General features: G+C 40.4%; 12 protein-coding genes. 7 read left to right on the top strand and 5 right to left on the bottom strand.

All coding sequences use genetic code 11. From position 1 onward, the window contains the following. Positions 1-824 precede the first annotated feature (824 nt). Positions 825-2186 carry a lipid-A-disaccharide synthase-related protein gene (locus tag LC608_RS27080; RefSeq protein ID WP_229556529.1) on the top strand — a complete coding sequence of 454 codons (1362 nt, stop codon included), beginning with the start codon at positions 825-827 and terminating at the stop codon, positions 2184-2186. A 95-nt stretch (positions 2187-2281) separates the two neighbouring features. Here LC608_RS27080 and LC608_RS27075 read toward each other — a convergent pair whose 3' ends face one another. Both LC608_RS27075 and LC608_RS37010 read right to left on the bottom strand, forming a co-directional pair. After that, complete coding sequence (locus tag LC608_RS27075; RefSeq protein WP_229556528.1) at positions 2282-3007, bottom strand: response regulator transcription factor; 726 nt, start codon at positions 3005-3007, stop codon at positions 2282-2284. Between the two features lie 435 nt (positions 3008-3442). After that, a complete protein-coding gene (locus LC608_RS37010; RefSeq protein WP_267871228.1) occupies positions 3443-3568 on the bottom strand; it encodes a hypothetical protein in 126 nt (41 codons plus the stop codon). Positions 3569-4116: 548 nt separating this feature from the next. On the opposite strand from LC608_RS37010, the gene LC608_RS27070 reads away from it, so the two are divergent. Beyond that, on the top strand, positions 4117-5448 hold the full coding sequence (locus tag LC608_RS27070) for a hybrid sensor histidine kinase/response regulator (RefSeq protein ID WP_229556527.1): 1332 nt from the start codon (positions 4117-4119) through the stop codon (positions 5446-5448). 35 nt (positions 5449-5483) lie between these two features. Then, on the top strand, positions 5484-6608 hold the full coding sequence (locus tag LC608_RS27065) for a hybrid sensor histidine kinase/response regulator (protein WP_229556526.1): 1125 nt from the start codon (positions 5484-5486) through the stop codon (positions 6606-6608). Between the two features lie 38 nt (positions 6609-6646). On the opposite strand, the gene LC608_RS27060 is transcribed toward LC608_RS27065, so the two are convergent. Then, positions 6647-7102 carry a response regulator gene (locus LC608_RS27060; RefSeq protein WP_229556525.1) on the bottom strand — a complete coding sequence of 152 codons (456 nt, stop codon included), beginning with the start codon at positions 7100-7102 and terminating at the stop codon, positions 6647-6649. Positions 7103-9470: 2368 nt separating this feature from the next. Further along, on the bottom strand, positions 9471-9851 hold the full coding sequence (locus LC608_RS27055) for an RtcB family protein (RefSeq protein ID WP_229556524.1): 381 nt from the start codon (positions 9849-9851) through the stop codon (positions 9471-9473). A 247-nt stretch (positions 9852-10098) separates the two neighbouring features. Between LC608_RS27055 and LC608_RS27050 the strand changes: the two genes are divergently transcribed. From LC608_RS27050 to LC608_RS27040, 3 genes are read left to right on the top strand one after another with little or no spacing between them, the layout of a single operon-like run. Then, on the top strand, positions 10099-10293 hold the full coding sequence (locus tag LC608_RS27050) for a heavy-metal-associated domain-containing protein (protein ID WP_229556523.1): 195 nt from the start codon (positions 10099-10101) through the stop codon (positions 10291-10293). Positions 10294-10337: 44 nt separating this feature from the next. Continuing rightward, the gene (locus tag LC608_RS27045) at positions 10338-12665 is read left to right on the top strand and encodes a heavy metal translocating P-type ATPase (RefSeq protein WP_229556522.1); all 2328 of its coding nucleotides are present in this window, start codon (positions 10338-10340) and stop codon (positions 12663-12665) included. Positions 12666-12684: 19 nt separating this feature from the next. Beyond that, the gene (locus tag LC608_RS27040) at positions 12685-12912 is read left to right on the top strand and encodes a hypothetical protein (protein WP_229556521.1); all 228 of its coding nucleotides are present in this window, start codon (positions 12685-12687) and stop codon (positions 12910-12912) included. 128 nt (positions 12913-13040) lie between these two features. Here LC608_RS27040 and LC608_RS27035 read toward each other — a convergent pair whose 3' ends face one another. Beyond that, positions 13041-13475: a heavy metal-responsive transcriptional regulator gene (locus LC608_RS27035; RefSeq protein WP_229556520.1), complete on the bottom strand. Its 435-nt coding sequence runs from the start codon at positions 13473-13475 to the stop codon at positions 13041-13043. A gap of 347 nt (positions 13476-13822) precedes the next feature. Between LC608_RS27035 and LC608_RS27030 the strand changes: the two genes are divergently transcribed. Then, entirely contained in the window at positions 13823-14911 is a 1089-nt protein-coding gene (locus LC608_RS27030; protein WP_229556519.1) for an aromatic ring-hydroxylating dioxygenase subunit alpha, read from the top strand. Positions 14912-15189: the final 278 nt, after the last annotated feature.

Genomic DNA, 15189 nt, shown 5'->3' with positions numbered 1-15189 from the left:
TATTAATTCTGTACGACTGGGTAATAAGTATTGCTTTAAAAAATGAACGAATATAGGACTAATATTTGATTTATGGCTCGGTACAGATCGAAAATCCTAATTCCTTATTCCCTACTCCCCACTCCCCGCGCCCGTAAATAGTTTCAAAAATCAAATACGATTCCTATGAACCTATCCCACTAATAAGATTTGTGCCAAAAAGCTTAGGTTGATTGAGAACTAAAAACGAAAAATCAAGGTTTTCCAGTACATTTTATGAAAAGAAGTAGGAGTTTTTAGAATAGTGGGATAGGTTCATAGAGTTTTAATATTAAGTAGTATTTTTATCCGCTTCTAATCAATATTTCTATTTATTAAGAGAAGATTATAGTGAGAAAGGAGTTACCGTCGGCAACCCCTTTCTCACCATAATGATTCTTTTTGTTAAAAAAATATTAACCCAAGTTGCGGGTTATCAAAATCTGGGTGCTTTTCATAGAACTCAGTGCTGATACCGTTTCTTTGTGAAGCTGCATATATTTACCCTCCGGCTACGCCGTCCCGCCTTCACAAGGGGGGACTGATTATGTGCATCTTCATACAGAATTGCTATAAGTCCTAAGCAAATTAAGAAATACTTAGCATTTTTGTACTTAGTAAAAGTGCCGACACCACTTGCTTTATGCCGAGAAAGCTGTCCACCGCAGTAGCTACCCTTGTGGGTGGTCTTTCAACTCGAAGCCGAGGCATCGGCTAAACACTCCGCTAACGCTAACGGAACTCGGCACTCTTCATGGCATGATATCAGCATCACTTGAGACTCACAATACTTACTGCGAGGTTCTATGAGTAATGTATCCCGATTATCCCTAACCTCTAACTCTCAAGCTGCAACTCCTCCTTTACGGTTACTTGTATTAAGTAATGGTCATGGGGAAGATATGATTGCAGTTCGGATTTTACAAGAACTCCAACGACAATCCAACCCACCAGAAATCTTTGCTTTACCTCTAGTAGGTGAAGGACGTGCTTACCAACAGTTGGATATTCCCCTCATCGGTTCAGTTCGTACTATGCCTTCTGGCGGCTTTATTTATATGGATGGCCGCCAATTAGCGCGGGATGTACGCGGTGGTTTATTACAACTTACCCTTACGCAAATAAAAGCTATTCGCCGTTGGGTGAGTTCTCAAAAAAAATTAGGTAATAAAAGAGCGATTTTAGCGGTGGGAGATATTGTCCCGTTGTTGTTTGCAACTTTCAGTGGCGCTAATTATGCTTTTGTAGGTACGGCGAAATCTGAATATCATGTACGGGATGAAGCTGGATTATTACCACGAAAATCTAAAGATGTGCATTGGGAAAACTTTTCTGGTTCAGTTTACCATCCTTGGGAACGTTGGTTAATGAGCCGTCGCCGTTGTAAAGCGGTGTTTCTTAGAGATGCACTGACGACGGAAACATTAAAACAATGGCCAATTCCAGCTTTTTATTTGGGTAATCCCATGATGGATGCTCTGCAACCGACCTTTTCACGCCAACAATTTTATAGTCAGGATAGCCAACAGCAAGAAATAGTTCGGCCTTTTGTAGTGACTCTTCTTCCTGGTTCGCGTCCGCCAGAGGCATACGCTAACTGGGAAACAATTATGATTGCTGTATCTGCGTTGATGGCAAGTTTCCAGGAGCGAAATTCGATTTTTTATACTTCTAATAGAGTAGTGTTTTTAGGTGCGATCGCTCCGGGTTTAGACTCTCATATTTTATCCCAAAGTGTGCAATCCCAAGGCTGGCGCATTGAATCAGCATGTCCTATCCAAATTGCCGATCCAAATGTTTTGACATTTAAACAAAGAAATGCATATCTATTGCTGACACAAAAAGCTTATAATGATTGCCTACATTTGGGAGATATAGCGATCGCGATGGCAGGTACAGCCACAGAACAGTTTATCGGTTTAGGAAAACCTGCGATCGCGATTCCCGGTAATGGGCCTCAATATAACCGTGGTTTTGCTGAAGCTCAAAGTCGTCTTCTAGGCTCATCTTTGATTTTAGTTGAGCAGCCAGCAGAAGTTGCCAAGGTTGTACAGTCTCTATTCAAAGATCCTGATATTTTGCAAATTATTGCCGAAAATGGTCTACGACGCATGGGTAAACCCGGAGCAGCACTACGCATTGCAGAATGTTTACAGGAACGATTTTGATTGGGCATTGGGAATTGAGTAACAATCAATAGTTCTTCTTCTTTTGCTCCCTCTGCTCCCTCTCCTCCCCCTGCTCCCCCTGCTCCCTCATCCCCTCACGCTACCAACCCAGAACGTAAAGCCCTTACAGCAGCTTGGGTACGATCATCCGCACACAGTTTATTTAGAATATTACGAACATGCGTCTTCACAGTACCAACTGTAATGTAGAGTTTCTCGGCAATTTGCCCATTGCTACACCCAGCTACAATCAATTCTAGGATTTCTAGTTCTCGTTGAGTCAGGGGATATGTTTCCAAAACTTGCTCGTATTCTGATGCCAATGCCTCAATTTTTACAGTCTTCGGCGTTTTATCAGAACCTTGGATCTCTCCAGGAATACCTTGCCGCATCTTCCGCAATACCACGTTGGCAATTGCCGGATCAATCCAAGAATTACCGCCGTGAGTTGCTTGGATTGCCTCAGTTAATTTACTGATACTTGTTTCTTTCATGTAATAAGAATCAGCACCCGCCGCGAAAGCTGCAAGTACAGCATCCTCTGTGTGATCCATTGTCAAGATCAAAATCTTGGTTGTCGTTTGCCCAGTTTCAGCTTGGTGGCGTTTAAATTTACGAGTGAGTTCAATGCCATCCATGTCAGGCAAACCGATATCTACAACCGCTACATCTGGCTTTGCTGTTTCCAAAAGTTTTAGTCCTTGGGTAGCATTTGCTGCTTCGCCAATTACTTTCAATGCGCTGTGAGACTGTAATGCTGCTCGTAGTCCCATTCGCGTTAAGTCATGATCTTCAATTAAAATAATGCTAATTTCATTCATTGCTACACTCGCTCTTAGGCTGTTTGCATCTTTCAAAGTATTACTTTTTGTAAGCGCTATCTATTTATTTTCCTCAAACTTAAGATAGATGATCTTTCAACCACCCTGCATCCACCGATAGAAATAATAAACCTCCTATCTTTTAACATTTAGATAGAGAATAAATCTAGCTAGAGATATATAGATACTTGCACAATAAGTATGAAAGATTGAGGCTAATGCAAAATTGCTCCTCCTGTGCGAAAAATTCAGCTTTCAGATGCCATGATCTATTAGTTAATTACTATTATCTTGTATAAAGCTTACAAAAATGGACAAATTACAAAAGGTAAAAATTATCTTACGAGAAAGTGAACGATGGTTTCGAGCCATTTTTAACCAAACCTTTGGATTCCTCGGATTGATGCGCCTGATGGGCACCCTCATGGAAGAGAATTAGACGGCGTTAAAATTTGGTGGAATTACTAGCAGCAAAGTAATTGGTTGTTCTCGGTGGGAAGCTTGCTGTCCCGACTTTTGACTGGATGTGGAAGGCTGCGATCGCCAGGAAAATACTAACACGGGTCTAGCGATCGTTAAGAAAATTGCCGAAATCTCAGGAGGTAGGATTACTTCAGATTCACAAATTGGTATAAGAAGCTACTTTTTCATCTACCTAATTAATCAATCTTATAAGTATAACTACTCAATTTATGGTACACGACAATGCTATGCAACTCTCACCAATGGCTGACGACGGTCGCTTGCTGACTCAATTACAATTGTTTTAAGCAAAGCAAAAGTATTTTATTTTACTTTATATTAGCTATGCTTGCTGTTTTCAGACCAATAGTTTTTGGTTTGTTAATTACCGAAACAGACTCATAATACAAGCCTTTAAATTTATTTATGGTAATTATTAATTTTTAATTTTAAATTCGGAGCGACGTGACCTTCTCTAACTTTTTAGAGATGATGGCAAAGGTCAACAAGTATTGAATATTGTGCGAAATGCCTTAGTCAATAAAGTTACAGATTTTAAATATCCGAAAATCTTATATTTTAATTAGATAATCTCAAAACAGGAATGTTATACATCAACCTATGTTTAGCGGCAAAAATAAAAACCGATGGAAGATACGCTGAAAATTTTGGTTGTAGATGATGATGAAGTAGACCGGGTGGCAGTCCGTTGTGCCTTGACTAAAGCAGGTATTCAAATGGAACTATCTGAAGTAGCCGATGGCAATAATGCGTTTTCTATTTTAACCACTACTGCTTATGATTGTGTTTTCCTCGGCTCTCGCTTACTAGATCAGGATGGACTAACCTTAATTCAACAGCTACGTTCTTCGGAAATTAAAGTTCCTTTAGTAGTCTTAACTGGTCAAGAAGATAAACAAACTGCTGTCCAATTATTGAAAGCTGGTGCTACAGACTATCTCTCTAAGTCTAGGATATCTCCAGAAAATTTAGCACAAGTTTTGCGGAGTGCGATTCGGGTTTATCGGGCTGAAATACAGGTAGCTTTGGCAAAAGAGCAGCTTAGAGAAAGTCATGAACAACTTATTCGTAAGAACCAAGAATTGGAGAGACAACAGCAACAGCTTCAAATGCAAAACTTCAAGCTATCAGAAGCATCAGTGCTAAAATCACATTTTTTGGCAACTATGTCTCACGAACTCAGAACGCCGATGAATGCGATTATTGGTTTTTCGCAAATACTGTTGCGTCCTAAGTTCGGGCAACTAACGCACCAGCAGGCAGATATGGTTGAACGCATCTTGAATAATGGGAAACATTTGCTGATGCTAGTCAATGAAGTTCTTGACTTTTCCAAGCTGGAGGCAGGACGATTAGACTTAAAAGGGGAAAGATTTGATATCTCAAAGGTAATAAATCTTACTGTAAGTGAAATGCGTTCCCTAGCTGACGCCAAAAATCTATCATTGTTAGTGCAAAACGATTTACAAAATAGCTTGGTATTTAATGATCCAGTTCGGATCAAACAGATTTTAATTAATCTGCTCTCCAATGCCATTAAGTTTACAGAGTTTGGTGAAGTTTGGGTTGAAGTTAAAGAACTACCTGCAAATCGATTAGCAATTATTGTTCGGGATACAGGTATTGGCATAGCATCCAGAGATTTTAAACGTATTTTTGAAGCATTTCGACAAGTCGATCAAACTCTCACTCGGAAATATCCAGGTACAGGTTTGGGTTTGGCAATTATAGATTCACTGGTGCGAATGATGGGCGGCAAAATCTTTCTGGAGAGCAAATTAGGGGTCGGTTCAACGTTTAAAATCGAATTACCGCGTCAAATTACATTATCGGCTGTAGAAGGCGATGTACCCTTACAGGTAGATGGCGAACGGGTTTTTGGTTCTACTAAAAATCAGCATCATTCATCTTCTCAAGCTAGGCAAGCATCAGTAGGATATCCTAGATTTAAACTATAAATTACCTTAAAAAAACTGATAAAAGTTGAGAAATTATGTCTGTAGTTGAAAATAATAAAATTTTTCGTATCCTCGCAGTTGACGATACTCCAGATAATCTCATTTTGGTTCAAGCAATTTTAGAAAGTGAGGGGTATGAAATTCATTTGGTTTCAGATGGAATAAAGGCTTTGCGCGAAGTTGAACAAGCTCCACCCGATCTGATTCTTTTAGATGTGATGATGCCAGGGATAGATGGTTATGAAGTCACACGTCGGATTCGGAATAACCCAGCAATTAGTTATATTCCAATACTGCTGATTACAGCCTTTCACGAATCCAGTGTTGTCGAAGGTTTAGATGCTGGTGCTGACGATTTTATTCGGAAACCATTTGATACTGATGAACTATTAGCAAGGGTGCGATCGCTGTTACGTCTCAAGCACAGTTTGGACGAACAACAAAAAATGGCCCGCCAACGGGAAGACTTTGTTTCCCGTCTGACTCATGATTTGCGAACTCCCTTAGTAGCCGCCGATCGCATGTTGAGTTTGTTTGAGATGGAAACATTCTGCAAAATTTCGCCAGAAATGAAACAGGCGATCGCAGTTATGATTCGCAGTAACCAAAATTTGATGGACATGGTAAATACCCTCCTTGAAGTTTATCGCTTCGAGGCAGGTAAAAAAACGTTGAATTGGGAAGAATGCGATTTACGTGAGATATCTCAAGAAGTAGTGAGCGAACTAAGTCCTTTAACTGGTGAAAAAGGGTTGATTCTGGAAATAGATACCCGTGAATTAGATTCACAGGGTAAAAACGCTGGTATTATTATGGGCGATCGCTTGGAACTACGGCGGGTGATAAACAACCTGATTGCAAATGCCATCAAATTTACAGATACAGGAGGCATTACAATCCGCATTTTTGAAACACCACCTAATTCAGAAAATGCAGATTCGGTAACAATCGAGATCCAAGATACAGGATATGGGATTGCACCCGAAGATCAGGCAACAATTTTCGAGCGATTTCGCCAAGGCAAACATAAACGCTCAGGTAGTGGTTTAGGGCTACATCTATCCCACCGGATTATAGAAGCGCACGCAGGGAATATCCAGGTAACATCTCAAATAGGTAAAGGTAGTTTGTTCACTGTACAACTACCTAAAAACATTTAAGTTCTTCACCTTTACCTTCATATTTTTCTGATCGACTGCTAATCCTGACAAACCTTCAATGCTGGGTAAGGGGTGAATTTTCTTCCCAGCTCACAGCGGATTATAGCCTCTAATTCTTCGAGCATATAGGGCTTGCTGATGTAATCATTAAATCCTGCCTTGAGAATACGCTCACGATCTTCCGTGCTAGCTAAAGCTGTGACAGCCACCACTGGAATTCTGCGAGTTAGGGGTTCAAGCTTTAGATGACGCACAACATCCATACCGCTAAGACCTGGTAATAAAATATCCAACAAGATTAAGTCTGGTTGATATTCTTTAGCTACCAGCACCGTTGCAGAAGAATCTGTTTGACAAATGAATCTATAACCCATTGACTCAAGAGCATAACTAATTACCAGGAGACTATCATCATCGTCTTCTACTGCCAGAATCAAGGGCTGGTGAGAGTTTTGCTTCTTTTCATCACTCATGAATGAATGTGTCAAATACATCTCTTCTCCAGAAGATTTTATTAGGATTCATCGTCTTTACTTGGGCGATACAAGGAGGCTTACCGCGAACAATAGAATAGTGCCCAGTTAGGAATAACTTGTGTTTTGCTTTTGTCTAATTGATAACTCTAACCCATGCAAGAATACCTGAGGAAAGAAAACCTCAAGCTGACAACTTTAGCAGATACTTTTTGATTATACGCAAAATTACAGAAGATTTTCCCAATGAGTTGATAATAACTTTAGATAGATGATTATTTCTAACTATATCGCTTTACCTGTGTATGGTTTTAGATTTTAAAGATACCGGATAAATAAGTAACCAAAGCTATTTACTATTAAATTCTGTACTAGAGTTGGTGTAGTTGATACTAAATTACTCAGGATAATAATTTTCAATACGTACTATAAAGTTTTGTTGAACTAAGCTTGATTTTATCCATTTTTTTCGCAACGCAATACTCCTGCGGTGTCGTTGCACAAATGCCTAAGCTGAAACCTATGTGAAACGGTAGTTTTACTTTTTGAACTTCATCGATAATCTATGACAGCCAGGGTTTTGTCGGATAGAAGAAGAATTCAGAAATCAGAATTCAGGAGTCATATCATGTTCGGCAAATCACTTATAATATAGGACTCATATTTGATTTTTGAACAAAACTCAGTACACCTTTATTCCTTCTTCCCAGTCCCCAGTCCCCAGTAAAGAGTCCCTTACCTCTACGAGTGATTCAGAAATCAAATCGGATTGCTATATGTAATTGCGTACTTCTTTGGAGAACCCGTTGGCGCAGCCTCTCGTAGAGAAGGGTATGCAACGAAGTGGAATGAACGCGAGTACGTCTCGTTGGCGCAGCCTCTCCAAGAGTTGAGAAGCAATCGCAAAGGTTTGGGATTACTGCGCTTCGCTCGCTTTTGACTAAGTATTAAGTCGAACATGATATCAGCAATCTTGACGCTCGTTCCTCTCTACGAGACGCTGCGCGAACGCTATCGCTAACGCTACGCTATCTGCTTTTTCGGTCAGAATACCTTTCCTGTATTCTGACCCCTGACTCCTGAATTCTGTTTGAGACATTCAAACTTTTGAAGGGTTTTTGCAAGCGAGGCAAGCGCTACCATAGCAACCAAGCCAATTTAATATTATCTTCTGATTTTTAGTCCCCGAACTATCGGGGGATTTCTGTTAGTAGGTAGTGAAATGCGTAACTATTTTTTAACCACACTATAGATAGATGAATTGAAATCAAGGTAATTCTAAATTAATTATAGAAAACACTGGTATATATTGGGTATGGCTTTTAGTCATGCCTTTTTCATGAATAATACCAAGCAAGTAAAACCTATAAATAATTAGGTTAATACCTAGTTTACCTCTGGATCTAACTTTAGATTAATATCAAATTAAAGAATATTTGGTCTAATGCTAAAGCAATAAAAAATATCATCAAACTCTGCCAGGTTAGTTTTATAAAATCCCATCTCTAAATAGACTAAGCAACAAAAACCACTACTATCATATATAGATCAATATTCCTATCATTCTATGGATAGTAGAAATAACTATTTTACAAAGTTATTATTCAGCCTGTTAATGCCTGAAAAACGTGTATCCGCCCTGGAATGATACCAGGGTTTTTTTTATCAATACTCAGATAAGTCAAAGATAGACTCTCATCGGAATAGAGGTAAATTGACTCTTCGAGTCATCTCCCAAGGGGAGCCAGTCGCTTATCAGCTTTTAGAATATTTGGATACAGCCTATAGCAGGATGAACTAAAGCAAGGGTCAGTTTAAATTAATCCTGGTGTAGTAAATGCTTGGTATATATAGAGGCTTGGTTAAACCAAGCCTTTTATTATGACTGATTAAGTAATTATGTATCAGTTTTTAGGATATTTGGATACAGTTTATAGCAAGATGAACTGCTAGAAAAGTAAGTTTAAATTAATTTGGGATCTTTGCCTAACGCTCTTTTATAACTTTTGACTTTTGACTTCCCCGTTCGCGTAGCGTCTCCTCGAATCCTAAAGGGAGAGGCTAGCGCCTGCGTAGGATGCCCGAACGCGAATTTCTGTTGAGCGGAGTCGAAACACAGCGCCTCCAAGAGTTGGGGCTTCCCGCAGGGTAACCCAGCACCAAGAATCCTTGATTTTGTTGGGGTTTCACGAATGTTCAACCCAACCTACAAATATTTGATTTTTTCAGAGTAATAAAAGAGCGCTAATTAGGCGATTGCAAAATCATCATCATCTTTATGCGGTAATTGCATTAATACGGATTTACAATAGCTCCACAGATGCGATTCTGATATCAGGGAATAAAGATGGATACCCCTGGTGTTGACCAGGGGCTTTTTATTTAGGGACTACGCCTTAAACGTCAACACCGGACTCAATCGCGCCACAACGTCCAGCATTTCTACCTCAACCTGGATATCAATCACAGACTGAATCGGTTTGTAGGCAAAGGGTGCTTCTTCAATTCGGCGTTCTTGACGCAGGGTGATGCAGTCTACTCCGATTAATCCCAGTTCCGCCTCACTTTGAGATGCACCTCTGCGGTTGAGGTCAAAGCGAGAATGAATTCTTCCCGCCTCATGTGAGGCAGAATTACAAAATGCTGCATTGCCTCTACCCACCATCAGATAAGAATAAGCACCCATTAAACCAGGGATAATCACAGGTTGCCCTACACCTTCTGAACCATCCCTGACCTTCTGGCAAGGTGATGTTATGCGGCAAGTCATAACACACACTTTCATTAGAAAACAAGTCTTTTGTAGTATTTTGTATTTTTAGCAGTTTATATACTACGTCTGTAAAGAAATTTGAAGTTTAGCTAAAAACTTTTAAAAATCTCTAGACTCTCTAGCCGGCTAGAGAGTCTAGGATAAATTCAAGGCGACTCTCTTTCCAGTTATTTCTGACTGTTAACGGATTTCCCCAGTCATCCACTCTGGTTTGGCTAACTTTTCCACTCTATCCCGTAAATCTATGACTCTCCAACTCACAGTTCCCAACATGGCTTGTTCTGCTTGTGCAAACACCATCACTAAAGCACTTCAGGCAGTCGATGCCAATGCTAGCGTTCAGGCTGATCCAACAACCAAGCTTGTCAGTGTAGAAACTCAAGCATCAGAAACAGCAATTAAGGAAGCGTTGGCTGCTGCTGGCTATCCAGTTGCTTAATCTTTAAAGATCCTCCCACATCAATCACAGGGGTTCATCTAGTTATGGATACTCTCACACTCAAACTTCGAGGCATGAGTTGCGCCGCTTGCGCCAACAACATCGAAAAGGCAATTCGCTCTGTTCCTGGGGTAAGGGACTGCAACGTTAACTTTGGAGCAGAACAAGCCGCCATCAAGTACGATCGCTCTCTAGCCAATTTAGAGAAAATCCAAAGTGCGATCGCATCTGCGGGATACTCTTCTTACTCACTCCAAGAAGAATTACTCACCGAAGAAGATGATGCAGAAATTGCTAGTAGGCAAGCATTACAACGCGAACTCTCCCTCAAGGTAGCGGTGGGAGGTATTATCAGCATTTTCCTATTTTTGGGGTCGTTCCCCATGATGACTGGGTTGAACTTGCCCTTAATTCCAAGCTTCTTACAAAATCCTTGGATACAGTTAGTGCTAACAACCCCCGTCGTCTTCTGGTGTGGTGGATCTTTTTACCGCAATGGCTGGAAATCTCTCAAGCGCCATACGGCGACGATGGACACGCTAATTGCTTTGGGCACAAGTGCAGCATATCTATATTCTTTGTTTGTCACTGTTTTCCCGAAATTTTTTATTGTTCAGGGCTTGATACCTCATGTTTATTATGAAGTTGCAGCCATTGTTATTACCTTAATTTTATTGGGGCGGTTGCTGGAAAATCGCGCTAGGGGACAAACTTCTGAAGCCATCCGCAAACTCATTGGATTGCAAGCTAGAGATGCCAGAGTTATCCGTGATGGAATAGAAATTGATGTTCCCATCGCCGAAGTCAAAATTAACGATGTAATTTTGGTGCGTCCTGGTGAAAAGATTCCCGTAGATGGTGAAGTGATTACAGGCGCTTCGACGGTAGATGAAACGATGGTGACGGGTGAAAGTTTGCCAGTCAAAAAGCAGCCAGGAGATGAGGTGATTGGGGCGACGATTAACGGTGCGGGTGCGTTTCAGTTTCGCGTGACACGAGTCGGAAATGATACGTTTTTGGCTCAAATTGTCAAACTAGTGCAACAAGCCCAAGGTTCTAAAGCACCAATTCAACGCTTGGCAGATCAAGTTACAGGATGGTTTGTACCAGCTGTGATTGCGATCGCGATCGCCACTTTTGTCATTTGGTTTAATTTCACTGGCAACCTTACCTTAGCAACAATGACAACGGTAGGTGTACTAATTATTGCTTGTCCCTGTGCTTTGGGTTTAGCTACCCCCACTTCTGTAATGGTGGGGACAGGCAAAGGTGCAGAAAATGGCATTTTGATTAAAGGTGCGGACAGTTTAGAACTAGCACACAAAATTCAAACCATCGTTCTAGATAAAACTGGCACTTTGACTCAGGGTAAACCCACTGTTACAGACTTTGTGACTATCAATGGTACAGCTAATGGTAATGAAATCAAGCTTTTACAGTTAGCAGCAACGGTAGAATACAATTCTGAGCATCCTTTAGCGGCAGCAGTGGTGAAATATGCCCAGTCTCAAGAGGTGAGTTTAACAGAGGTAAAGAACTTTCAGGCTAATGCAGGTAGTGGTGTTCAAGGAGTTGTTTCAAATCAGCTTGTGCAAATTGGTACACAACGCTGGTTAACAGAACTTGGAATTAACACCGTAAGTCTCCAGCAGTATAAAGATGACTGGGAAGCGGCTGGTAAAACAGTAATTTTGATTGCTGTAGATGGCGAACTACAAGGAATAATGGGTATTGCCGATGCCCTCAAACCTTCCTCAACAGCAGTAGTGAAAGCCTTACAGAAGTTAGGTTTAGAAGTAGTAATGCTTACCGGAGATAATCGTAAAACTGCTGATGCGATCGCAGGGCAAGTTGGCATCCAACGAATCTTTGCCGAAGTGCGTCCAGATCAAAAAGCGGCGATTATCCAATCTCTTCAGAAAGGGGAACTGGGGACTAGGGATTGGGGACTAGGGAAAATTCTTCCCAATACCCAATCCCCAGTACCTAATCCCCAATCCCTTGTAGCAATGGTAGGTGATGGCATAAATGATGCCCCAGCCCTAGCACAAGCTGATGTGGGAATTGCTATTGGAACGGGCACAGATGTAGCGATCGCAGCTAGCGATATCACTCTAATTTCTGGCGATTTGCAAGGAATTGTTACAGCTATTCAACTTAGCCGTGCCACCATCAACAACATCAGGCAAAATCTCTTCTTTGCCTTCATTTACAACGTTATTGGTATTCCCATTGCGGCTGGAATTTTGTTCCCCATCTTTGGTTGGTTACTCAATCCAATTATCGCCGGTGCTGCGATGGCTCTTTCTTCGCTCTCTGTTGTTAGCAATGCCCTCAGATTGCGTAAGTTTCAACCAAAAACTATCTCATAATTGCAGGATAATTTAGGAAATGTTCAGTAAAAAAATGCTTTGGGGAAGCCTTACAGCTTTAGTGCTTCTCACTGGAACATCAGGCCTAGCTTTAGCAGAAATGCCAGCCCACTCGCCAGAACAAAACAGCCAATTTCACCGGATCGAGCAACCTTTGGGCTTGAAAGTTGGGGTTGCGATCGCAGGTTTAGCCTTGATTGGACTAGAGTTGTGGTGGTTTCTTCTCTATAAAAGTCCTGAGTCTTAGATGAGGAACAAAAAAATTGCTTTATTTTTTAATTTTTAATCCCGCCCTGCGGTACTAGTACCGCAAGTCAAAAGTCAAAAGTCAAAAGAATTGTATTCCAAGGTCTTGCACCATTTGAAATAGTATGTTTAATTCCGTCCTGCGGTACTAGTGTTTTGAATGATCGGGCAAATTGTATCCTCATGCTGTCCTCCCATATTCTTCCAGCCTGAAAGTAGTCCCTTTATTTCAGACCGTAAAGTTAACAACTGATCAATTTGATGATCAATTTGTAAAAGCTTCTCTTCAAGCTTTTCTTGAATTTCACCACAAGGAGCTTGTCCTTGGTCATAAACCTGAAGAATATTTCCAATCTCCTCTAAGCTAAGACCAAGATTTTGTGCCCTTTTAATGAACGCTAGACGAGTCAGCACATCCAATGAAAACTGGCGGAAGCCTCCTTCTGTTCGTTTTGATGATTTAATTAAGCCTAAACTCTCGTAATAGCGAATTGTCCGAATGGGGATTTTGCTTATATCTCTTACCTGACCAATTAAAAGCAGTTTTGTCTCCTGAGTTAACACGGCAGATTTTCCCAACTATTGTAATTATTATTACATATTTTTCTATTTGTTAACTCATTTAAGAGTTTATCCAAATGCTGGTGTCAGTAGTTTATTTTTTATTTGATTAGAGATATTACTAGGTTGTGATTTTTCAAATATCTATTTTTAATGGATATTAGCTTACATGGGCTGAGATTTGGCTAGAATAATTTTAACATTTTCAATAAACTTAACTCAATATTTTCTCTCTCTAATTTGCTTCATTAATTGGTTAACTGTTTCTCATGGTACTGAAAGTAACTGTTTTTTCCTAGTTATCATGTTACTTCTAGATTAACAGCTTCACCTCAAGTGAAACCATAAAAATGAATCTCAACTCACAGACTTTTAGCTCAACCCGTAAACCTAAAAACTTCAATAATCCAGAGCATTTTATTGAGGGATGGTATTGGGTAATACCCTCTAGAAATCTGCGGGTAGGTGAAGTAAAACCTGTCACGATTTTGGGCAGAGAACTAGTGATTTACCGTGGTAAAGACAAAAGAGTAGCTACCTTTGATGCCTACTGTCCCCACATGGGCGCTCACCTTGCTGAAGGGAAAGTTGAGGGTAATGCACTACGTTGTTTTTTCCACCACTGGAAGTTTGATGCTGAAGGAATGTGTATTGATATTCCATGTTTAAATACACCACCTTCCTTAAAATTACAAACTTGGCCCACTGCTGAGAAGTACGGGATGATTTGGGTTTGGACTGGAGAAATCCCACAACAACCTCTACCTTTTGTTCCAGAGTTGGAACAAGAAGAGTGTGATGTCGCCATCGATTCTCACTTTTTAATGAACTGTCACCCCAGTGTGGTGATGATTAATGCCATTGATGCTCAACACTTTAATACAGTTCACGAACTGCCAATAGAAATTATTTTTGACGGACAGGAACTGAACGAGAATGCGATTATTTTCAGTAATATTACACCCATCAAAGACAATTTCTTTTTCATTAAGCTCATCCGTCTTTTCTACAAAAAGGCCATAACTTACAGCGTTTGCTATTGGTACGGGAGCATTGTCATTGTGACGCTTGGCCCCGATTTCTTCCATGTCCACATGATGTTTGCAGTTCGCCTCCACGAAGGCGGAAAAGCTGAAGGACAAATCCTGTTACTTACTAAAAAACGTAAAGGATTTTTTGGTTGGTTATGTAATCGAGTTGTGATATGGCTGACTAAGATTGCAGGTAAGTTCTTTCTTATGGGTGATATTAAGATTGTCCAAACAATTAAGTTCGATTTCAAAACTCCCATCAAAATAGATCAGCCAATCATACAGTTTATTAACCATGTTGAAAAACAGCAATCCCTAATGTGGGAGACTTGGCAAGAAGCGCGATCGCGCGATGTGGAAAGCAAGCCCAAGCGTGAGAGATGGCAAGATAAAATGAGTAATGATTAAAATCGTGTCTATATGCCCAGAATTCCCTCAAGCTGGTAGATCAATTAAATGCACACGAAATCATAGCATTGTCAACAATCTTTGCAACAAATGAATCGCCTCTAGGGGCGTACATCTGTACGTCCCTAAAAATGTAGGTATAGCAGGTATTTTGTCAAATGGTATAACAATTAATAAAAGCTCAATGAAATTACTTTGAACTTTTAATTTATTTTTTACTGGGCTAGCAAATAAATAAAAAGAAGTGGCAAAGCCACTTCCTAATTCCCAGGTAGAAC

It is taken from the genome of Nostoc sp. XA010 (assembly GCF_020829625.1).
Taxonomy (GTDB): Bacteria; Cyanobacteriota; Cyanobacteriia; order Cyanobacteriales; family Nostocaceae; genus Nostoc.
The sequence above is the reverse complement of the archived record's forward strand: the minus strand, read 5'-3'. Positions and strand labels throughout refer to the sequence as shown.

Coding starts and splice junctions, on each gene's coding strand:
- LC608_RS27045 (WP_229556522.1), top strand. CDS start 10,338: ATGGATACTCTCACACTCAAACTTCGAGGCATGAGTTGCGCCGCTTGC.
- LC608_RS27040 (WP_229556521.1), top strand. CDS start 12,685: ATGTTCAGTAAAAAAATGCTTTGGGGAAGCCTTACAGCTTTAGTGCTT.
- LC608_RS27065 (WP_229556526.1), top strand. CDS start 5,484: ATGTCTGTAGTTGAAAATAATAAAATTTTTCGTATCCTCGCAGTTGAC.
- LC608_RS27060 (WP_229556525.1), bottom strand. CDS start 7,102: ATGTATTTGACACATTCATTCATGAGTGATGAAAAGAAGCAAAACTCT.
- LC608_RS27080 (WP_229556529.1), top strand. CDS start 825: ATGAGTAATGTATCCCGATTATCCCTAACCTCTAACTCTCAAGCTGCA.
- LC608_RS27070 (WP_229556527.1), top strand. CDS start 4,117: ATGGAAGATACGCTGAAAATTTTGGTTGTAGATGATGATGAAGTAGAC.
- LC608_RS27030 (WP_229556519.1), top strand. CDS start 13,823: ATGAATCTCAACTCACAGACTTTTAGCTCAACCCGTAAACCTAAAAAC.
- LC608_RS27050 (WP_229556523.1), top strand. CDS start 10,099: ATGACTCTCCAACTCACAGTTCCCAACATGGCTTGTTCTGCTTGTGCA.
- LC608_RS27075 (WP_229556528.1), bottom strand. CDS start 3,007: ATGAATGAAATTAGCATTATTTTAATTGAAGATCATGACTTAACGCGA.
- LC608_RS27055 (WP_229556524.1), bottom strand. CDS start 9,851: ATGACTTGCCGCATAACATCACCTTGCCAGAAGGTCAGGGATGGTTCA.